This window comes from Acinetobacter sp. GRABPA_MV_2 (assembly GCF_056725885.1).
Genome location: NZ_JBWZNA010000005.1, coordinates 1 through 17,033 on the forward strand (window position 1 = coordinate 1; position 17,033 = coordinate 17,033).

Consider the following 17,033-nt stretch of genomic DNA (forward strand, 5'->3'; position numbering starts at 1 on the left):
ACCACGTACCGGAATGAAATTTGCCGGTGCAAAAACTGGAACCATCCAGTCGTTAAAGTTGCTTCGAGTTACAGAAATTGGCTGTTCCATGCTTACCTCAGTATTTATTTAATATATTCGATAACACTTAAATTTAAATAATTCAGAAAAAGGGAATGAACAAATAAACCCTATAACATCCTTTATATTTGCTCAAACCACTTTTTCTAAAAGTAATTTCCGCAGATTAGCCTGGGAAAATACCGCGTTCTTTACGAGCTTTTAAGATACGCTCACATGCCAAGATGTAAGCTGCTGTACGTAAAGTACAAGCGTTGCTGTTCGCTGTATTCCAAACATCATCCATAGCTTGAACCATCAACTTGTCTAAACGTTCGTTGATTTCTTCTTCGCTCCAGAAGTAGCTCGCCATATCTTGAACCCATTCGAAGTAACTTACAGTTACACCGCCGGCGTTACATACCACGTCAGGAACTACAACAATGCCACGCTCAACTAATACATCTTCAGCTTTAGGATATGTCGGGCCGTTTGCGCCTTCTAAAATCAACTTAGCTTTAAGTTTTTGAGCACGTTCAACAGTGATTTGGCCTTCTAGTGCAGCTGGAACAATAATGTCAACGTCAGCTGTCCAGAAATCTTCGTCAGCAATTGATTGCGCGCCAGCAAAGCCACCAACACCTTGGTTTGCATTTACGTGATCACGTAATGCTTCAAGATCAATACCATCAGCATTGAAAATTGTGCCAGTGTGATCTTGAACGTGCGTAACTTTCGCTTTTGATTCAACAAATAAGAAAGCTGCTTCACTACCTACGTTACCAAAACCTTGAATAGCAACTTTCGCGCCTTCAATTGGTAAATTAATTTTTGCTGCTACTTCACGACCTGTAACGAATACGCCACGACCAGTTGCTTTCACACGACCTAAAGAACCGCCTAAGTGAACTGGTTTACCAGTTACAACACCAGTTACAGTGTGACCTTGGCTAGTAGAATAAGTATCCATCATCCAACCCATGATATTGGCATTCGTACCAACGTCTGGAGCAGGGATATCTTTTTGAGGCCCAATAATATGACCAATTTCAGTCGTATAACGACGAGTCAAACGCTCTAATTCACGAGTTGATAATTTACGTGGATCAACACGGATACCACCTTTTGCACCGCCAAATGGCAAGTTCAAAACAGCAGTTTTAATTGTCATCCATGCAGACAATGCCATTACTTCATTCAAATCAACATTTGGATGGTAACGAACACCGCCTTTACCCGGACCACGAGACAAGTTGTGTTGTACACGGTAGCCTTCAAAGTGCTGGATCGAACCGTCATCCATCACGATTGGCACGTCAACAATAAGCGCACGCTTAGGACGTTTTAAAGTATCGATATAATCAGCTAAGTGTTCTAAATATGGCGCTACACGGTCAATTTGTGCCAAGTAAGTTTGCCATGCATCGCTATGTTCGTTTACGTATGAAAGATCTGACATCTTTTTTCCTATATACCTTCATAGACTCAGATTTGATAAATCCGTAGTCTTTATTATTCAGCAACTAAAACCTTGCAATAACAAAGTCTTAGTTTATTTACTAAACCTTCTGCTCTTCTAAAGCATTAGGTTTTTTAAATTCCATTTGTTGATACTAAAAGTATGATCTACTTTTATATATCGATATCTTTTACAAGCTTTCTTTCATTTAACTTACTGTTTATAAAGCTATCTTTATAAAAGCAAAGTTTAACCACAACCCACTTAATCCAGTCGGCTGAAATATAAATACAAAAGAAATGGCATAACCGTTTGGGAGTTAAAAAGAACGATGATTTATAAAAAAATCATATGTCCATAAAAATTATTTTGACTAATCGATAGATCCCTCCATTAGTCTTTTTAAAAATAAACATTGTTCAATAATGCTACAGATTAATTATCTCTACACATACCGCTTAAAATTAAGCCGGAACATAGCTATAAAATCTTCCAATAAATATAGCATAGAGCACACTCATTTAGAACATTTTAAAATAAATAAGCAGAGAAAAAATAATCAAATCGCACTAATCCTTATAATAAAAAAACAACAAATATTAAAAAAAGCTTAACTTTAATAAAAAATTTTTATAGAAAACATAAAATCATAATTTAAAAAAATACAAAAAATTAAAACCATAAATAACAACAATTTAAAAATTAATCGCCTTCGTAAAATTGTCAAAAAACTATACCCTCTCTACATTAAATCTATAATAAGTCCATTTCTAATTCATATTTCATAAAATCTCAAAAACCTCTTTATCAAATAACCAAGCTAAACATAGACTTAATCAAATATTAATAATAAATAAATATTAATAAGAATCCGATAAATGGTAATTTTACAAAACAATATTTGTTTTCATGATTAAAAATAAAACTTCATTTTAAAAAAAAATATATAAATTCCTTCTTTTTTAACTTCCAGTAAGACACAAAAAAGGCCCCTTACGGGACCTTTAAAAAAACATTCTTTAGACTCTAGAAAGCTCAGCTCTGCACCAGATCTTTCTTTCGATAAAAAATGAAGTAGCTTGCATAGCATAGAAGTATAAAAACAATACAACAGATAAAACCAACTTGCATGGATGGGTCAAAGACCATACTGATGCAGGTAACGAGACAGAACAACCCACCCACAATTGGGGTAAGAGGGAAAAGAGGTGCCGCGAAACGCAAATCTTTTGCTGTTTTTCCTGACTTATACCACTGTCTACGGAAGTTAAACTGCGAAATACAAATCGCAATCCAAACCACAACCATCGTAAAAGCTGCAACCCCCAATAGATTCTTAAAAATTGTTTCTGGTGCGAATTGTTCTGAAAGCAATCCAGGAATTGCACCAAACATAGTTACAGTAATGGCAACAATCGGTGTTCCAGAAGGAGTTAATTTAGAAAATATTTTTGGTAACTGATTTTTCGCCGAAAGCGACCACATCATACGTGAAGCAGCAAACAAACCAGAATTTGCAGCAGAAAGTAAAGCCGTAATAATTACAAAGCGGATAATATCTTCTGCATATGGAATACCAATATAGTTAAATACCGTCACAAAAGGACTATTACTTACTTCATTTGCACTAAGGCCTGCAAGTTGGAACGGCAGTAATGAACTAATCACCACAATTGTACCAACAAAGAAAATTAGTAACCGCCAAATAGCCGCATTGATTGCTTTAGGAACTGTCTGTGCTGGATTCTCAGCTTCCCCCGCCGCTACCCCAATTAATTCTGTGCCCGAAAAAGCAAAGTTAACAATAAGCATAGTGGCAAAAATTGGGAAGAGACCGTTTGGGAACCAACCGTGGGCAGTCAGGTTACTAAATAATGGCGCTGTTTCATGTCCGTGGTAAGGAATAAAACCAAAAATTGCCAGTAGACCCAAACCAATAAAACAGATGATTGTAATAACTTTAACGAGTGCCAACCAGAATTCAGATTCGGCAAATAATCGAGTTGAACTGATATTAAGGAAAAAAACTAAGGCACCAAAAAAAAGAGTCCAAGCCCATACCGAGGTAGATGGAAACCACTCCTGCACCAATAAAGCCGCTGCAGTAAACTCAGTCCCTAAAGTTGCAGTCCAAGTTAACCAATAGAGCCAAGTAATCATATAGCCCGTACCCGGACCAATATAACGACGTGCGTATTCACCAAAAGAACCTGATTCCGGCACATGAACCGCAAGTTCACCAAGGCATAACATCACGGTATAGGCAATTAAACCGCCCAAAAAATAAGAAATAATTGCGCCAATTGGGCCTGCTTGGGAAATTACATCACCAGACCCTAAAAAAAGACCTGTACCTATGGCACCGCCAAGGGAGATCATCACCAAATGTCGAGTACTCATTGCTCGTTTCAAAGGTGCAGAACTTCCATGTTGCGATGCATCATTATTCCGATAATTTAATGATTGCATATAAAAAACTGTAACGACAATTTAGTAAAAAATCATTTTAGGAGAAAAAAATAAATATGCAATTATCTTTGAATAGTGAACTTATTTTAACCAAGCTCTTCATGTAAAAATAAAATACATAGAAAAAACATTTAGTTATATTTTTTTATAGCTATATCTGTATTTTAATTAATCTCATATTATTTCTATAATTTATGTAGTAGAAAAACCCATTTATCTTTAAACATAGTATTTATATATATTACTGGTTATGCCTACTTTAAATACAGCAGAGCACTATATAACAAACCTACTATTTATTTAAATAATGAGTTTTAAAATAATATACAAATAAGTTTATAAAAAAATATTTTTTAAGCAAAAAATAAAGCCCAAACCTAAAGGTCTGAGCTTTATTTAAACACTATAAAGCTTTAATAGCTGATGGTGCTCAACTGTTCGGTAGATTGAATTGAACCTTCCGTAAATTCACACAGCCCTTGTTCATCACAAGATAAATTTAATTGCTTATAGCTAATCGCTAAAGAATCCGAATATTTTTTGATTACAAACGGACTCATATCCGATGTTAAGGGCTCTTCACGCTTGAACAATTTAATAATCTTACGATCATTCATCGCTAACAAATAAATTTCATTATTTAATTCAATGTGCACTACACCAGTTTGCTCAGCCACAATTGGAACCAAATAAGATTTATTCGCCAGTAGAGTATCTACTGTATAACTTTCAAACTTTGAATTGATGAGGTTAAATACCAAAATTAAACCAAAGCTAGTCTGCAAGCCTTCTTTATAATTTGCATCTTCTTGAATTCGCTGCACTTTAATACCGAGCTTTTGAAAGTCCAACTCAGTTGCTTGATTTGTTTTTATCAGACTACGTGTAATAGCCTGTTTAAGTGGGTTATCAAAATAACGTTCATCTAACTGAAAATCATTTTGACGCAATATTTTTAACAACATTTCATCATGATGAGTAAGAACATGCGCAAGTACATTACGGAAGTAAAACTTACTTTGTTTTTTGACCTTACGAACTTGCTGATAAAAATAGATTTCATTGAAATCATGTTCAATAAAATCATGTAATAAACTTGAACTAGCCAATACAGACAATGCTTCATGACCAGTAAATGGCAAATGAATCGTATGTAAGCTTGGTAACAGCTCTTTTATTTTTAAGTAATGTTCACGGTCAATCGAGAAATATGGGTCATAAACAATAATGTATTCACGCACTGCATCGACATCTTGTGGCTGAATCTGCATGTCTTTATTTGCTATAGCATCAAAAAACTCAGCGTAACGTCGGTCTTCAACATGCTCTGGATCAATTGAATATTGAGGCACAAATGCAATCACACGGTTCATATTCAATAAATTAGAATATTTGATTGCCGCATAGCCGCCCATTGAACCGCCATAACCCACAATATTTTTAAAGCCTTCTAGAATAGGCGAAATTGCTTGTGCCAGCTCAATCATGCTTGCTTGAGGAAACCATGATTTTTGTTTTGGCATTACCCCAATAACATTATATTGGTATTTAATTAGAGACTTTTCAGCATTGATAGATAAGCCACTCGCTCGGGTAATCAAATCGCCAAAAGAGAGAACCAATGTATTAGAATCGCCTGGTAAAAAAATGGCTCTAATGTGTTCGTCTTCAAAAATAATTTGCTTATCCATGCTCACACCGAAAGAAAATTTACTCCCACATACAACGTCAAAAATGAAACAAAATAGGTGTTTTGCCAATTTATGATTGCGGAGTATCTTATTTTATAGATGCCAGTCAGATTAAAAAGCGCAAAATATGACACAATCCTTACATCCTGCCGCTCAAAAAGGCTTCAGTTCAGCTGCTGAACTATATCAGCAAGTTAGACCCAATTATCCCGCAGAAATAGTAAGTTGGCTGCAAAATTGCCTACAAATACAGGAAAACTCTACTGTTATTGATCTTGGATCAGGTACTGGCAAATTCTTACCCTACTTAAAACAAACACATGCAGATGTTATTGCAGTTGAACCAATTGGCGAGATGTTACAGCAGCTTCAACAAGTTTATCCTGATATCAAAACATTACAGGCTTTTAGCCATTCAATTCCTGTAGAAGATCATAAAATTGATGCCATTATTTGTGCGCAATCTTTTCACTGGTTTGACAACCTCGATACCCTAACAGAAATGCATAGAGTATTAAAACCAGAAGGACATTTAGGGCTAGTTTGGAATCAACGAGACGAACGTACAGATTGGGTCAAAGCTTTAGCTGACTTCCTACTCCCACTTGAAGGTGACACACCTCGTTATCATAGTGAAAAGTGGAAACGCGTATTTGAACAACAAGATTTATTCCTATTTGATAGCCTACAAACATTCACGCAGTCACAACACGGTTCTGTCGAACAAGTCGTAAGTAAACGTTTACTCTCTACGAGCTTTATTGCTGCAATGACTGAAAAAGATCAATTACAACTCAAAGCACTGTTTGAAAAAATTGTTTATGATTTTACTGGATTAGGTCCTCAAGATCAGATTGATTTTCCATATGTTACGTATGCATATCACTTTCAAAAAAGTACGTTACCCGTTAAATAATTAGTGAATAGGTTTGGTTGAAAGTTATGAAGAAAACACCTCAAATCATATTAATGTCTTTGCTTTGCTCTAGCCTATTTCTGACTGCTTGTAAAAAAGCGGATGAGCCTGCTAAGACGGAGCAACCTTCTGCCACCTCATCTACCGATCAGGTTTTAGAAAAACTAAATGAAAGACCTGTTAAGACCTTCCCTGCCACTGCTGATGATGCACACGATATTGCGCTGTTAGAGGATTATGATCGTCGCTTTACAGAAATGAGTGACGAGATGGAAAGTGAATTAGCAAAAATGCATGAAGCTGGAACCCTCACTACAGAGTTTGAGCAACAGCGTACTCTTGATAATGTGCGCTCTTCTCTGACCATGTTAAAAGATTTAGATTTAAAAACTGAGCAAGGTCGTTACATTCAGGGTCTACTTTATCAATATTGGGAAAACCAAGAAAAACACTTGAGTGATAAGCAAGCCAATAAAGATGAACAGATCAATGATCTTGCCGACTATTTACAAGCGCAAAATCAATTAAAATATTGGAAAGCATCGCAACAGAAATAGCAATGTATTGGTTATAAAAAAGCCTTCAAACTTATGAAGGCTTTTTTATAAATTATATATTTTGCTTTTCAACCCAATGAATTGCCTGAACGCGGAATAACTCACATGCACCATCACCCGTATCAGTCGGCGTAAGTGAGGATTTCCAAACTAAATTTTTGTCCTTAATCTCGACAAGGTCACCTTTTAGATAAACTAAATCACCACGTTTAACCTGTTTAATCTGCTGAGCAATTTCAGGATTTGCAGGAATGATGTGCATGTTAGATACCATTTGCATCGCTTGCTCTGCTGGAACAGGTAATTTAGGAATTTTCCAGTTTAAATAACGGTCATATTGTTTCACTGAAATATGACGTGCGATCTCAGGCTTTGCAAACAATCCCCAACTTACTGCATAGTCGATAGGAGAAAACTTAGCTTGTTCATCATTTTGATAAACTTTTGAACCCAAGATTCTGAAATTTCCTTGAAAAGGTTGTAATACAGAAATAGATTGATCTTTTTCTATCGGGCTCAAACCATTGGCAATATTATATTCACTTGAGGTCGATGCAAATGTTGAACTCATGCCAATCACGGCGAGTAAGCCCATCATCAAACTTTGTTTTTTCATCGTGTTACACCTCAAATATTGCTAGATCAAAGTGATTAGATCTTCAATTTATAATAGCTTTAAGCGATGAAAAAAATATCGAAATTTAGTAACAATACAGATCAATTTCGTCTATTTTTGTGCTGAATTAAACAGCTTGTTAATCTTCGAAATCTATTCTCAACGTTTCGAAACGAACCTTACCTTGTTGAACAGCTTGGGCAATTGCTTGTTGACCTTTCGTAAGTCTAGCTCCACCACTTTTTACATCAAGCAAAATAATATTGATGTCTTCTGCCGTACCATCGCCATCGCGGAAATCGGTATATCCATCAAAAATAATATAGTCCACCGGATCGCCCATGAATTTTGCATCACTTGGTAAATACTGAAATTCAGGTAAAACGGGAGCAAATTGTTCTGCCATTTTTCCTTTCAACACCGCACGACTTGTATTTACACTTCTCTTTTGTGCTTGAGTAAGCGCCTGTTGATGCTCTAGTTCAAGTTCAGCAATATATTGCTCATATTCAGCCTTAATTCGTCCATTACGTGTATTTGATAAAATAATAGTAGTGATGATAATACCAATGCCAGCACCAATAAGCATGGCAAGCCATACAGACATAAATTTTCCTTAAAAAGCGCGAATTAAGATTACAGCTCTAATCATATCTAAAATAACGAAACAGCTTAAACTTTTGTCAAATGCAGTCATCTACTTCTCACAAAAAGATGCTAAGGTATAAAACATAAACAAATGTGCTGCTGAAAATAATTGGATTTATGAAAACGATACTTATTGCAAATCAAAAGGGCGGATGCGGAAAAACCATGACAGCCATTACGTTAGCAACGGCATTGGCACAAAAAGGATATAAAGTAGCATTAGCAGATTCGGACAATCAAAAATCGGCCTTACAATGGTTAAAACAGCGCCCTGATACTGTTGCAACGATTCAAAGCCTAGACTGGCGTCATGAAAAATCAATTGGTGATGCACCCAAAAATCTGGACTATTTAATTATTGATGCGCCTGGTGCTCTGTCAGGTGAGCATGCTGAACAGCTTATTAGTGAAGCGCATGCCATTATTACTCCACTTCAACCTTCATTTTTTGATATAGACAGTACTCGTCGTTTTTTAAAGCATTTACAAGACATTAAACGTATTCGTAAAGGTAAAGTTCAGATTTTACTTCTTGCAAATCGTGTAAAACCAAACAGTGCAAGTTCAAAAGATATCCAACAGTTCTTTGAAAAAATTGAACAGGAACCTGTTGCATGGATTGCTGAACGCACTGCGTATGGCAGCTTAGCAATGCAGGGTTTAAGCATTTTTGATAAACCGCAAAAGAACTTTATTAGTATCCAAAATCAATGGCAACCTGTTCTAAACAAGTTAATTGAAGATAAAGCTGAATGGTTTTAAGGGAGTTTTAGCCTCTACAACTGCATGTATAAGGTTTTTTACATTGTGACCTTAAAATTTGCCTCAGGTTATTTTTCAGTTAATATGACTTTATTCTACATAGAAAATTAGAGAAATATTGTTCGTGCATCCATACGCTCCTAATTTACAGCGCGTTTTATTGTTTGGGCTGTTTTTTATTTTGATTTTTTTAGGATTTAATATCCTGAAATACTTTATTGTTCCTGTACTTTGGGCTGCCATCATTGCATATATGACTTGGCCTATTTATTTAAGAATTCAGCGCTTTTTTGGAGAAACCCGTAATACTTTAAATGCAACTCTAATGATTAGTCTGGTCATTTTGGTTGTTGGTGTACCGTTTACATGTGCTATTTTCATTTTGCAGCATGAAGGACGCAACTTATATTTTGACTTACAACGTCAGGTTTTTTCGGGCCATTTAAGCATTCCAGATTTTATACGCGAGCTTCCTTTTGTAGGAAAAGAAATTTCTCGTACACTTAATGAGTTAAACAACGATCCTAATAGCACCATTCAAAATATCGCAGCTTGGGTACAAAGTCATTTAAGTTATGGCCGTGTACTGCTCGGTGAGATTAGCAAAAATATTGTCAAACTTGGCTTTGCCGTATTTAGCCTATTTTTCTTCTACCGTGATGGTCAAATGATTTTGTCTCAAGTGAGTAAAGCTTTAGAAATGGTCATTGGCCCTCGTATTCATCACTATCTTGATACGATTTCCGAGACAACTCGTGCAGTAGTCTATGGCGTAGGTTTAACTGCAATTGCTCAAGCCGTTTTAGCTGGATTAAGTTACTTCGTAGCAGGTGTACCAAACCCTATGGTACTCACTATTGCTACGTTCTTATTGGCTTTAATTCCATTTGGTACCCCAATTTCCTATTTAGGCGTAGGTTTATGGTTGTTCTCTCAAGGACAAACCATGGAAGCTATTGGCGTTGTCGTTTGGGGCGTGGTGATTGTCAGTAGCTCAGATAATGTGATTAGACCACTCGTCATTTCTGGCGCCACCAAAATTCCGTTCTTATTAATTATGTTTGGTGTATTAGGTGGTATTGCGAGTTTCGGCTTGGTCGGTTTATTTATTGGTCCTGTAATTTTGGCTATTTTACTGGCAATTTGGCGTGAATGGTTACATGAAACGATTGAACCTGAACCTATGCCAAAAACGACTATGATTTATGACTCTGAAAGTGAATCGTCCAATGACAAAGAGTGACATAGTGATTTAATTTAAAAATGTTTCTAGATACAAATTAACTATTTAAATTAACTTGTAGGTCAGACCTCTGTTTGTTTGAATCAAACGATCATATATATTTATAAGGACATCCAATCATGCAGATGTTTAATAAAATTAGCGCAGTTTGTGTGCTTACAGCCCTTTTTACCGTTGGCTGTAGTTCGGTAACTAAAACTGTATCTGACACAGCTCAAGCATTAACCTCAATGCATACTAAAAAAGTGGTCGACGTAAATGAAGTGACAGCTAACGGTATTGGCAAAAAAATAGGTACGATTAGCCTTCAAGATAGCGACAAAGGTTTAATTATTACCCCTGCTCTTGCTGACTTACCAAGTGGTACTCGTGGTTTCCATATTCATGAAAACGCTTCTTGTGCACCTGCTGTAAAAGATGGAAAACCTGGCGCTGCTTTAGCTGCGGGTAGCCACTATAACCCGAACCAAGCCCCTCATCATGGTACTCCAACCACTGGCCATTTAGGCGATCTACCTGTTTTAGTTGTCGATAATACAGGTGTTGCAACAACTGCCGTAATCGCCCCTCGATTGAAACTTGCTGATATTCAAGGTCGAGCTATTATGATCCACGCTGGTGGCGACAATTATTCAGACTCACCTCAACCTCTTGGCGGTGGCGGAGCACGAATTGCGTGTGGTGTGATTAAATAATTTATGTGTTTTTCAAATTGTGGGTATCTAAAAAGATATCCACAATTTTGTTAATTTATTGATCGTTACACCTTGGTTTAAGTCTAATAAAATCTTAAAAAATGACTGACTTTTGTAGATAAAAAGAATAATATTTTTGAAGTAATAAAAATTTAAAGTTACATACTGCTTTCTCACGTATTCTCTAATTTAGAACAAAAGCCGTGAATTATCTGACCCAAATATTTAATAGCTTTAAGACAAACTCTATTTTAATTTATTGCCTGCAAATTCTGATTGTACTCACTGGCACAACTTTAGGTTTGCTGTGGCTGGGCTATAATCAACTTATTGTTCCCGTGACCTTAGGCGCAATTGCAGCAGCATTAACAGACTTTGATGATCGTTTAAGTATTCGATTACGCAACTTGGTTTATGTCTGCCTGCTCTTTTTTACAGTCAGTAGCATTCTCGGCTTTTTAGCACCTTACAAAATTTTCTTTATTTTATATCTCTCTATCTCAAGCGCTTTTTTTATTTTACTAGGCGCCTTAGGGCAACGTTATGCCACGATTTCTTTTGGCACTATTTTGCTCTCTATTTATAGTATGTTCGGTTTAGGCGAATATACACATTGGTATCAACAACCTACTTATTTTGTTTATGGTGCTCTCTGGTACGGTTTAACTTCTATTTTATTTTTTATTATTAAACCGACACTCCCCTTACAAGATAAGCTCTCACAAATTTTTAAAGAAATTTCTGTTCTACTACAAGCAAAAGCTCGTTTGTTTGATCCGGACAATAAAGAGAATGTTGAACAGCTTTTATATGAATTATCGCTACAAAATACGCAAGTTGCCCAAAGCCTCAATCAAATACGCAGTTCACTACTTACTCGGCTTAAAGCTTCCAGAGTCAGTAATAAAAGCATCTATTGGCTAAACCTATATTTTTTCGCACGAGATATTCACGAGCAAGCCACTTCAAATTATTTACATTACGAACATATTCAACAGAATTTTAGCCGTAGTGATCTTATTTTCCGTTTCCAAAAAAATCTGCGCCTACAAGCACAAGCATGCCAAGACTTAGCTCAATGTATTTTATATAACCAGCCATATCAGCCTTCGCAAGAAAGTCAGAAAGTATTGGGACATTTGGAAAGTTCTTTAAAAGATTGGATACAACAACATCCACAAAATTTTGAAGTTAAAAATTTAAAACTTATTTTTGATAATTTAAAAGGAATGCATGAACAGTTTGAACAACTGCAATATGCCCAACCTGTTCCTGAAAATAACACTCAAACAAGACAAGAACACTTAAATTTACTTGATGATGATATTCAAGGATTTTCAGATCTTATCTTAAAACTTCGGCAACAACTTACGCCACAGTCAGCGCTGTTTAGGCATGCCATACGAATTGCTGTGGTTTTCGCCGCAGGTTATGCAATTTCACTGTTACCCTTTGCGCAGCATGGTTACTGGATTTTACTCACCAGTTTGTTTGTCTGTCAGATTACTTATTTTGCGACTAAAAGTCGTCTTAAATTAAGAACGATTGGTACCTTACTCGGTGTTTTATTAGGAATACCTATTTTATATTTTGTACCGAGTATTGAAGGCCAGCTCATCATTACAATTATTTGTGGAGTCTGCTTTTTTTACTTACGTCAAAAGAAATATGCTTTGGCTACGCTCATGGCTACCCTTATGGTGCTATTAATTTTCAACTTAAAAGGCGCTGGCTACAGTATTATTTTGCCTCGACTGATAGATACCTTATTAGGCTGCTTTATTGCATGGCTTGCCGTAAACTTTATTTGGCCCGATTGGAACTTCCGGAACATCCCCAACAATATTAATAAAAGCAGCAAAGCGACCTTAGATTATTTCAATGTGATTGTTGAGCAATATCAATATGGCAAAAATCAGGATATAGAGTACCGCCGAATTCGTCGTGCTGCGCATAACGCTCAAATTGAGCTATCCAACATGATTTCGAGCCTAAGCGCTGAACCCAACCCGAACCCTCAACTCATCCATTATGCTTTCCGTTATTTGGTTTATAGTCACAGTCAACTGAGTTACGTAGCAGCGTTAGGAAGCCAACGACAAAAAATTGATGATCAACAGGTATTACAACTCTTACTGGATTGTCAGCAAATTCTTAAACAGAGCTTCTTTGATCCAGCTTATATTGATTTCAATTTCCTTGAGCAGACCTTAGCACAAATTCAAAGCCTAACTACTCATGAGCACTTTTCAGAGAATTACACACTCGTGTTAAAACAAATCAGTTTATTGCTAGAAACCTTACCAGAACTATTAACACTTAAAGACAAACTTTTAGAACAAGAGATTAAGTAGAATAAAAAAATACCGGAATATCACTTCCGGTATTTTTTATTTAATTGTTGCCTTGTTGCAGTCTTTCTTGCATTTCCTGCTTCAAAGCACTTCGCGGTTGGCTAAACCAAAGAGCAATAAAGGTAAATGCAGACAATGCAAAAGCCCATAAATGAAATTGTGTATAGAGATAACGTACAAGCTCAATCATTGCAAAGAAACTCATCATCAGTAACATTGAAACTGCTGCTGCAACAGTTCCTTTTGAGACCTCAGATGACATGAGTGCAAAACGATACAAGACCGAGAAACTAATCCCCTCACCAAAACAAATCAATGTCATGCCTGTAAGCAAACAAGGTATGAGATAGGTTTGCCACACCACACCTAATATTAAAATAAGTGTACCAGTGAGCATAATCGGTAAACCCATCATGACGGTTTTACCTAAGGACAAACGATCAATAATTTTGATTAAGACAATGTTGCCTACAATCAAACCCAAAAACACAGGGAATTGAGCTAAGCCATATTGCACACTGGTGAGTTTTAACTCATCTACTAAAATGATTGGAGACAAAGCAATCCATAGCATTAAAGGCATACCCACTAAAGGTAATGCAAGGCTTAAACCTAAAAAACGGCGGTTGGTAAACACCTTTTTAAAATCATCAAAAAGATAACTAAAAGGTTGCTTGGTTACACTGACTTGCTGGCTCGGCATCTGTTTTTTCAACCCGATCCAACTGAGTAATGCCAATACAGCGATGGCGACAAAGCCCCAGTGCCATGACACATAATCAATTAAGAAAGCGCCAAGTACAGGTCCTAGCAAGGGCGCAAGCAATGAGATATTGGCCATGAGTGCCATGACTTTAATCGCATCACGTTCAGCAAAACTTTCTTGAATAGCCGCATATCCAACTGCTGAAATTACGGTTAAGCCAATTCCCTGCAAAAATCTTAAAGCTAGAAATTGCTCGATTTGCGTCGTAAGTAAAATTAAAAAACAGCATAGAGCAAAGAATAAAACTCCTGCTAATAGTACTTTTTTACGTCCGAGACGGTCCGACAAAGGACCAAGTAACCATGCGACAGATGCGCCACCTAACAAATAAAATGACATCGAAGACGGTGCCCAAGTTGCACTTACACCAAAGTCCTCAGTAATTGCCAACATGGCGGGCTGAATCAGGTCATTACCAATATAAACCGCAAATTCAAATAGCACTAAGGCCAAAGGAAACATCAACGTTGTACGGTTCAACGTTGTCGTTTGAATATTTTTCATGAGTTGTACACTTCAAAATAGCGGCCATATGTCTGTAGGACTACCTATAAAATAAGATGTAGTCATGACGATGACATGTATGGTCAATCAATCTTTAGTTAAGTTTTTATATGCCGTGAGAGTGCATGTTTAGAGTGTGAAACACCGTATTCACAAGGTGTCTAAAACGAGAAAAAATATATGACGTGAGATTCGGTAATTTTTACCAATTGGCACAATTGCCGAGCGCAACAATAGCACTTTTTAAATTGATCAGCAATCATGCAATTTTAAGAAGCTTAAATTTCAGTTTTTTGCACAAAAAGGCATGCAAATTGTGGTTGTGCACAAACTCAAAGTTATCCACATATTCGATGAAAAATTAAGCATCATGGGCAAGGATTAACTTGAAAATCTGTAGTTTCCTCTCCTTTTGTACATTGATAGCTTTGCTTTTTATTCACAATTTTCCAGATTTGCTGATCTCTTTTTAATAAATATTCAGTACGTGTTTTCGACACAGCATCTGGACTAGGCTCTGTTTGCAAAATAGTAACTTGCGCATTGGAAGGATCATCCGAAGCATTCATTTGCTGTGAAATATCTAAATTGCTTGCATTATTTAAAAGATCAGGTTGATCGAGCAATACAGCCTGTATAGGACTATCAGCGAGTTGAGCAGAAGAATTTTGAGGTGGAGCACAAGCAGTTAATATACTTAGGCTGAAAATAATCAACAAACCATTCTTTTTCATCACTCTTCCCCTCTATTTACTCAAAATTAATGCTAAAGATAATAGGCCACTTTTTCCTTTTGAGCTTTGTAAATAGGCATAAATTTATTGATATTAATTAGATAGATTAATTTTAAATAGAAATCCAATAATAATTATTGATTTTTTATCAACAATATTTTTCCTATTCATGCATTTTTCTACAACAGTAAATCTCATAGAGTATGCGTCAAATACAGGAATTTAATGAGAGCAACCTCCATGAGTAAGATTTTAGTGATTAATGGTGCTAAACAATTTGCCCACTCAAACGGTGAATTAAATGACACATTAACCACCCTTGCAACGACACATCTCACGGAACTCGGCCACGAAGTTCAAGTCACCCGTGCAGACAGCAATTATGATGCTGAAAGTGAAGTTGAAAAATACTTATGGGCAGATGTTGTTATTTATCAAATGCCAGGCTGGTGGATGGGCGCACCTTGGACGGTCAAAAAGTACATTGATGATGTCTTTACCACTGGTCATGGTTCACTTTATGCAAGTGATGGGCGTAGCCGTTCTGATGCCTCAAAAAAATATGGTTCAGGTGGTTTAATTCATGACAAAAAATATATGCTGTCATTGACTTGGAATGCTCCAATGGAAGCATTTGAAGATACAGATCAATTCTTCCACGGCGTAGGTGTAGATGGCGTTTATTTACCATTTCATAAAGCCAATCAGTTCTTAGGCATGAGCACCCTTCCGACATTTATTGTAAATGACGTGATTAAAATGCCTGACGTTGATAGTTATGTTGAAGAATATAAAGCACACTTAAATACTGTATTTGCAGCAGCCTAATAAGGAGAAATCCATGCTAACCATTATTGCGGAAATTCGTACTAAATCGGGTGGACAGCATCGCCAGAACGTATTGGATGCCTTTCAAAAAATCATTCCAACTGTTTTAGCAGAAGATGGTTGCCATGGTTATGAACCTTTAGTTGACCACATCTCAAATGCAAGCTTCCAAAACAAAGACCCAGACATTATTGTGATGTTGGAAAAATGGGAAAGTGTTGCCCATCTTGAAGCGCATTTAGCGACGCCTCATATGCAAGCGCATCATGAAGCAGTCAAAGATGATGTCGTTGACGTCAAAATTAAAATTTTAGAAAGCGGCGTATAATTTAGACTATAAAAAAAGACGATATATTTATCGTCTTTTTTATTTTTAAGAGCAAAGCTGAGTTTGAAAACCTCTAGACCCTTTCCCTCTCGCGCATTGATAGCTCTTTTGCTTATTTTGCAATTGCCACTTTTCATCAACCAGCTTAAATGAATATTCTGTTCGGATTGCAGAAACAGAATCATCCATTAAACCTGTTTGGATAACGGTAATACGGGAAACTGTTGGAGATTCTACTCGGTTAAATACTTGCTGAACTGAGGTATTGTTATGCTCTTTTACGATCTCAGGCTGGGCTTTAAGTACTTGTTGCATCGGAGTTTCCGAACCCACAAAAGGAATTAATTTACTGGTCGTCGCACACCCAGTGAAAAGCCCAGCACAAAGCGCTGAAATTAAAAATAAACGTTGCATTTTTATCACC

16 protein-coding genes and 1 pseudogene are annotated in these 17,033 nt (G+C 36.5%); 8 read left to right on the forward strand and 9 right to left on the reverse strand.

Features of this window, described 5'->3' with window-relative positions; genetic code table 11:
* The 4 genes and pseudogenes from ACXM0J_RS06060 to ACXM0J_RS06075 form a co-directional block, all read right to left on the reverse strand.
* Positions 1-90: pseudogene (locus tag ACXM0J_RS06060) on the reverse strand (aminotransferase class III-fold pyridoxal phosphate-dependent enzyme); the annotation flags it as partial.
* Positions 91-226: 136 nt separating this feature from the next.
* Positions 227-1,498, reverse strand: coding sequence for a Glu/Leu/Phe/Val family dehydrogenase (locus tag ACXM0J_RS06065; RefSeq protein ID WP_086264993.1), 1,272 nt, complete (start codon positions 1,496-1,498; stop codon positions 227-229).
* A gap of 1,035 nt (positions 1,499-2,533) precedes the next feature.
* Complete coding sequence (locus tag ACXM0J_RS06070) at positions 2,534-3,967, reverse strand: amino acid permease (protein WP_017481699.1); 1,434 nt, start codon at positions 3,965-3,967, stop codon at positions 2,534-2,536.
* A gap of 413 nt (positions 3,968-4,380) precedes the next feature.
* The gene (locus ACXM0J_RS06075; RefSeq protein WP_086264994.1) at positions 4,381-5,658 is read right to left on the reverse strand and encodes a hypothetical protein; all 1,278 of its coding nucleotides are present in this window, start codon (positions 5,656-5,658) and stop codon (positions 4,381-4,383) included.
* 127 nt (positions 5,659-5,785) lie between these two features.
* On the opposite strand from ACXM0J_RS06075, the gene ACXM0J_RS06080 reads away from it, so the two are divergent.
* Together ACXM0J_RS06080 and ACXM0J_RS06085 are read left to right on the forward strand one after the other, a co-directional pair.
* A complete protein-coding gene (locus ACXM0J_RS06080; protein WP_086264995.1) occupies positions 5,786-6,574 on the forward strand; it encodes a class I SAM-dependent methyltransferase in 789 nt (262 codons plus the stop codon).
* A 26-nt stretch (positions 6,575-6,600) separates the two neighbouring features.
* The gene (locus ACXM0J_RS06085; protein ID WP_005078420.1) at positions 6,601-7,131 is read left to right on the forward strand and encodes a hypothetical protein; all 531 of its coding nucleotides are present in this window, start codon (positions 6,601-6,603) and stop codon (positions 7,129-7,131) included.
* 52 nt (positions 7,132-7,183) lie between these two features.
* On the opposite strand, the gene ACXM0J_RS06090 is transcribed toward ACXM0J_RS06085, so the two are convergent.
* Together ACXM0J_RS06090 and ACXM0J_RS06095 are read right to left on the reverse strand one after the other, a co-directional pair.
* Positions 7,184-7,747 carry a hypothetical protein gene (locus ACXM0J_RS06090; protein ID WP_046811865.1) on the reverse strand — a complete coding sequence of 188 codons (564 nt, stop codon included), beginning with the start codon at positions 7,745-7,747 and terminating at the stop codon, positions 7,184-7,186.
* 139 nt (positions 7,748-7,886) lie between these two features.
* Positions 7,887-8,354, reverse strand: coding sequence for a Holliday junction resolvase-like protein (locus ACXM0J_RS06095; RefSeq protein ID WP_046811866.1), 468 nt, complete (start codon positions 8,352-8,354; stop codon positions 7,887-7,889).
* 158 nt (positions 8,355-8,512) lie between these two features.
* Here ACXM0J_RS06095 and ACXM0J_RS06100 point away from each other — a divergent pair, with 158 nt between their 5' ends.
* The 4 genes from ACXM0J_RS06100 (at position 8,513) to yccS (ending at position 13,449) form a co-directional block, all read left to right on the forward strand.
* Entirely contained in the window at positions 8,513-9,157 is a 645-nt protein-coding gene (locus ACXM0J_RS06100; protein ID WP_005804567.1) for a ParA family protein, read from the forward strand.
* Between the two features lie 124 nt (positions 9,158-9,281).
* Positions 9,282-10,400 (forward strand): AI-2E family transporter, encoded by a 1,119-nt coding sequence (locus ACXM0J_RS06105; RefSeq protein ID WP_086264996.1) that lies wholly within the window; start codon positions 9,282-9,284, stop codon positions 10,398-10,400.
* A 125-nt stretch (positions 10,401-10,525) separates the two neighbouring features.
* A complete protein-coding gene (gene sodC / locus ACXM0J_RS06110) occupies positions 10,526-11,095 on the forward strand; it encodes a superoxide dismutase family protein (RefSeq protein ID WP_086265011.1) in 570 nt (189 codons plus the stop codon).
* 203 nt (positions 11,096-11,298) lie between these two features.
* Positions 11,299-13,449 (forward strand): YccS family putative transporter, encoded by a 2,151-nt coding sequence (gene yccS / locus ACXM0J_RS06115; protein ID WP_086264997.1) that lies wholly within the window; start codon positions 11,299-11,301, stop codon positions 13,447-13,449.
* A 40-nt stretch (positions 13,450-13,489) separates the two neighbouring features.
* Here the strand turns inward: yccS and craA are convergent, their stop codons facing one another.
* Entirely contained in the window at positions 13,490-14,719 is a 1,230-nt protein-coding gene (gene craA / locus ACXM0J_RS06120; RefSeq protein WP_068563916.1) for a chloramphenicol efflux MFS transporter CraA, read from the reverse strand.
* Positions 14,720-15,087: 368 nt separating this feature from the next.
* Complete coding sequence (locus ACXM0J_RS06125; RefSeq protein WP_086264998.1) at positions 15,088-15,456, reverse strand: hypothetical protein; 369 nt, start codon at positions 15,454-15,456, stop codon at positions 15,088-15,090.
* A gap of 237 nt (positions 15,457-15,693) precedes the next feature.
* Here ACXM0J_RS06125 and ACXM0J_RS06130 point away from each other — a divergent pair, with 237 nt between their 5' ends.
* Positions 15,694-16,281 (forward strand): NAD(P)H-dependent oxidoreductase, encoded by a 588-nt coding sequence (locus ACXM0J_RS06130; protein ID WP_017481707.1) that lies wholly within the window; start codon positions 15,694-15,696, stop codon positions 16,279-16,281.
* Positions 16,282-16,294: 13 nt separating this feature from the next.
* Positions 16,295-16,609: a putative quinol monooxygenase gene (locus ACXM0J_RS06135; protein WP_032004859.1), complete on the forward strand. Its 315-nt coding sequence runs from the start codon at positions 16,295-16,297 to the stop codon at positions 16,607-16,609.
* A gap of 45 nt (positions 16,610-16,654) precedes the next feature.
* Here ACXM0J_RS06135 and ACXM0J_RS06140 read toward each other — a convergent pair whose 3' ends face one another.
* Complete coding sequence (locus tag ACXM0J_RS06140; RefSeq protein ID WP_017400479.1) at positions 16,655-17,023, reverse strand: hypothetical protein; 369 nt, start codon at positions 17,021-17,023, stop codon at positions 16,655-16,657.
* Between the last annotated feature and the right edge of the window lie 10 nt (positions 17,024-17,033).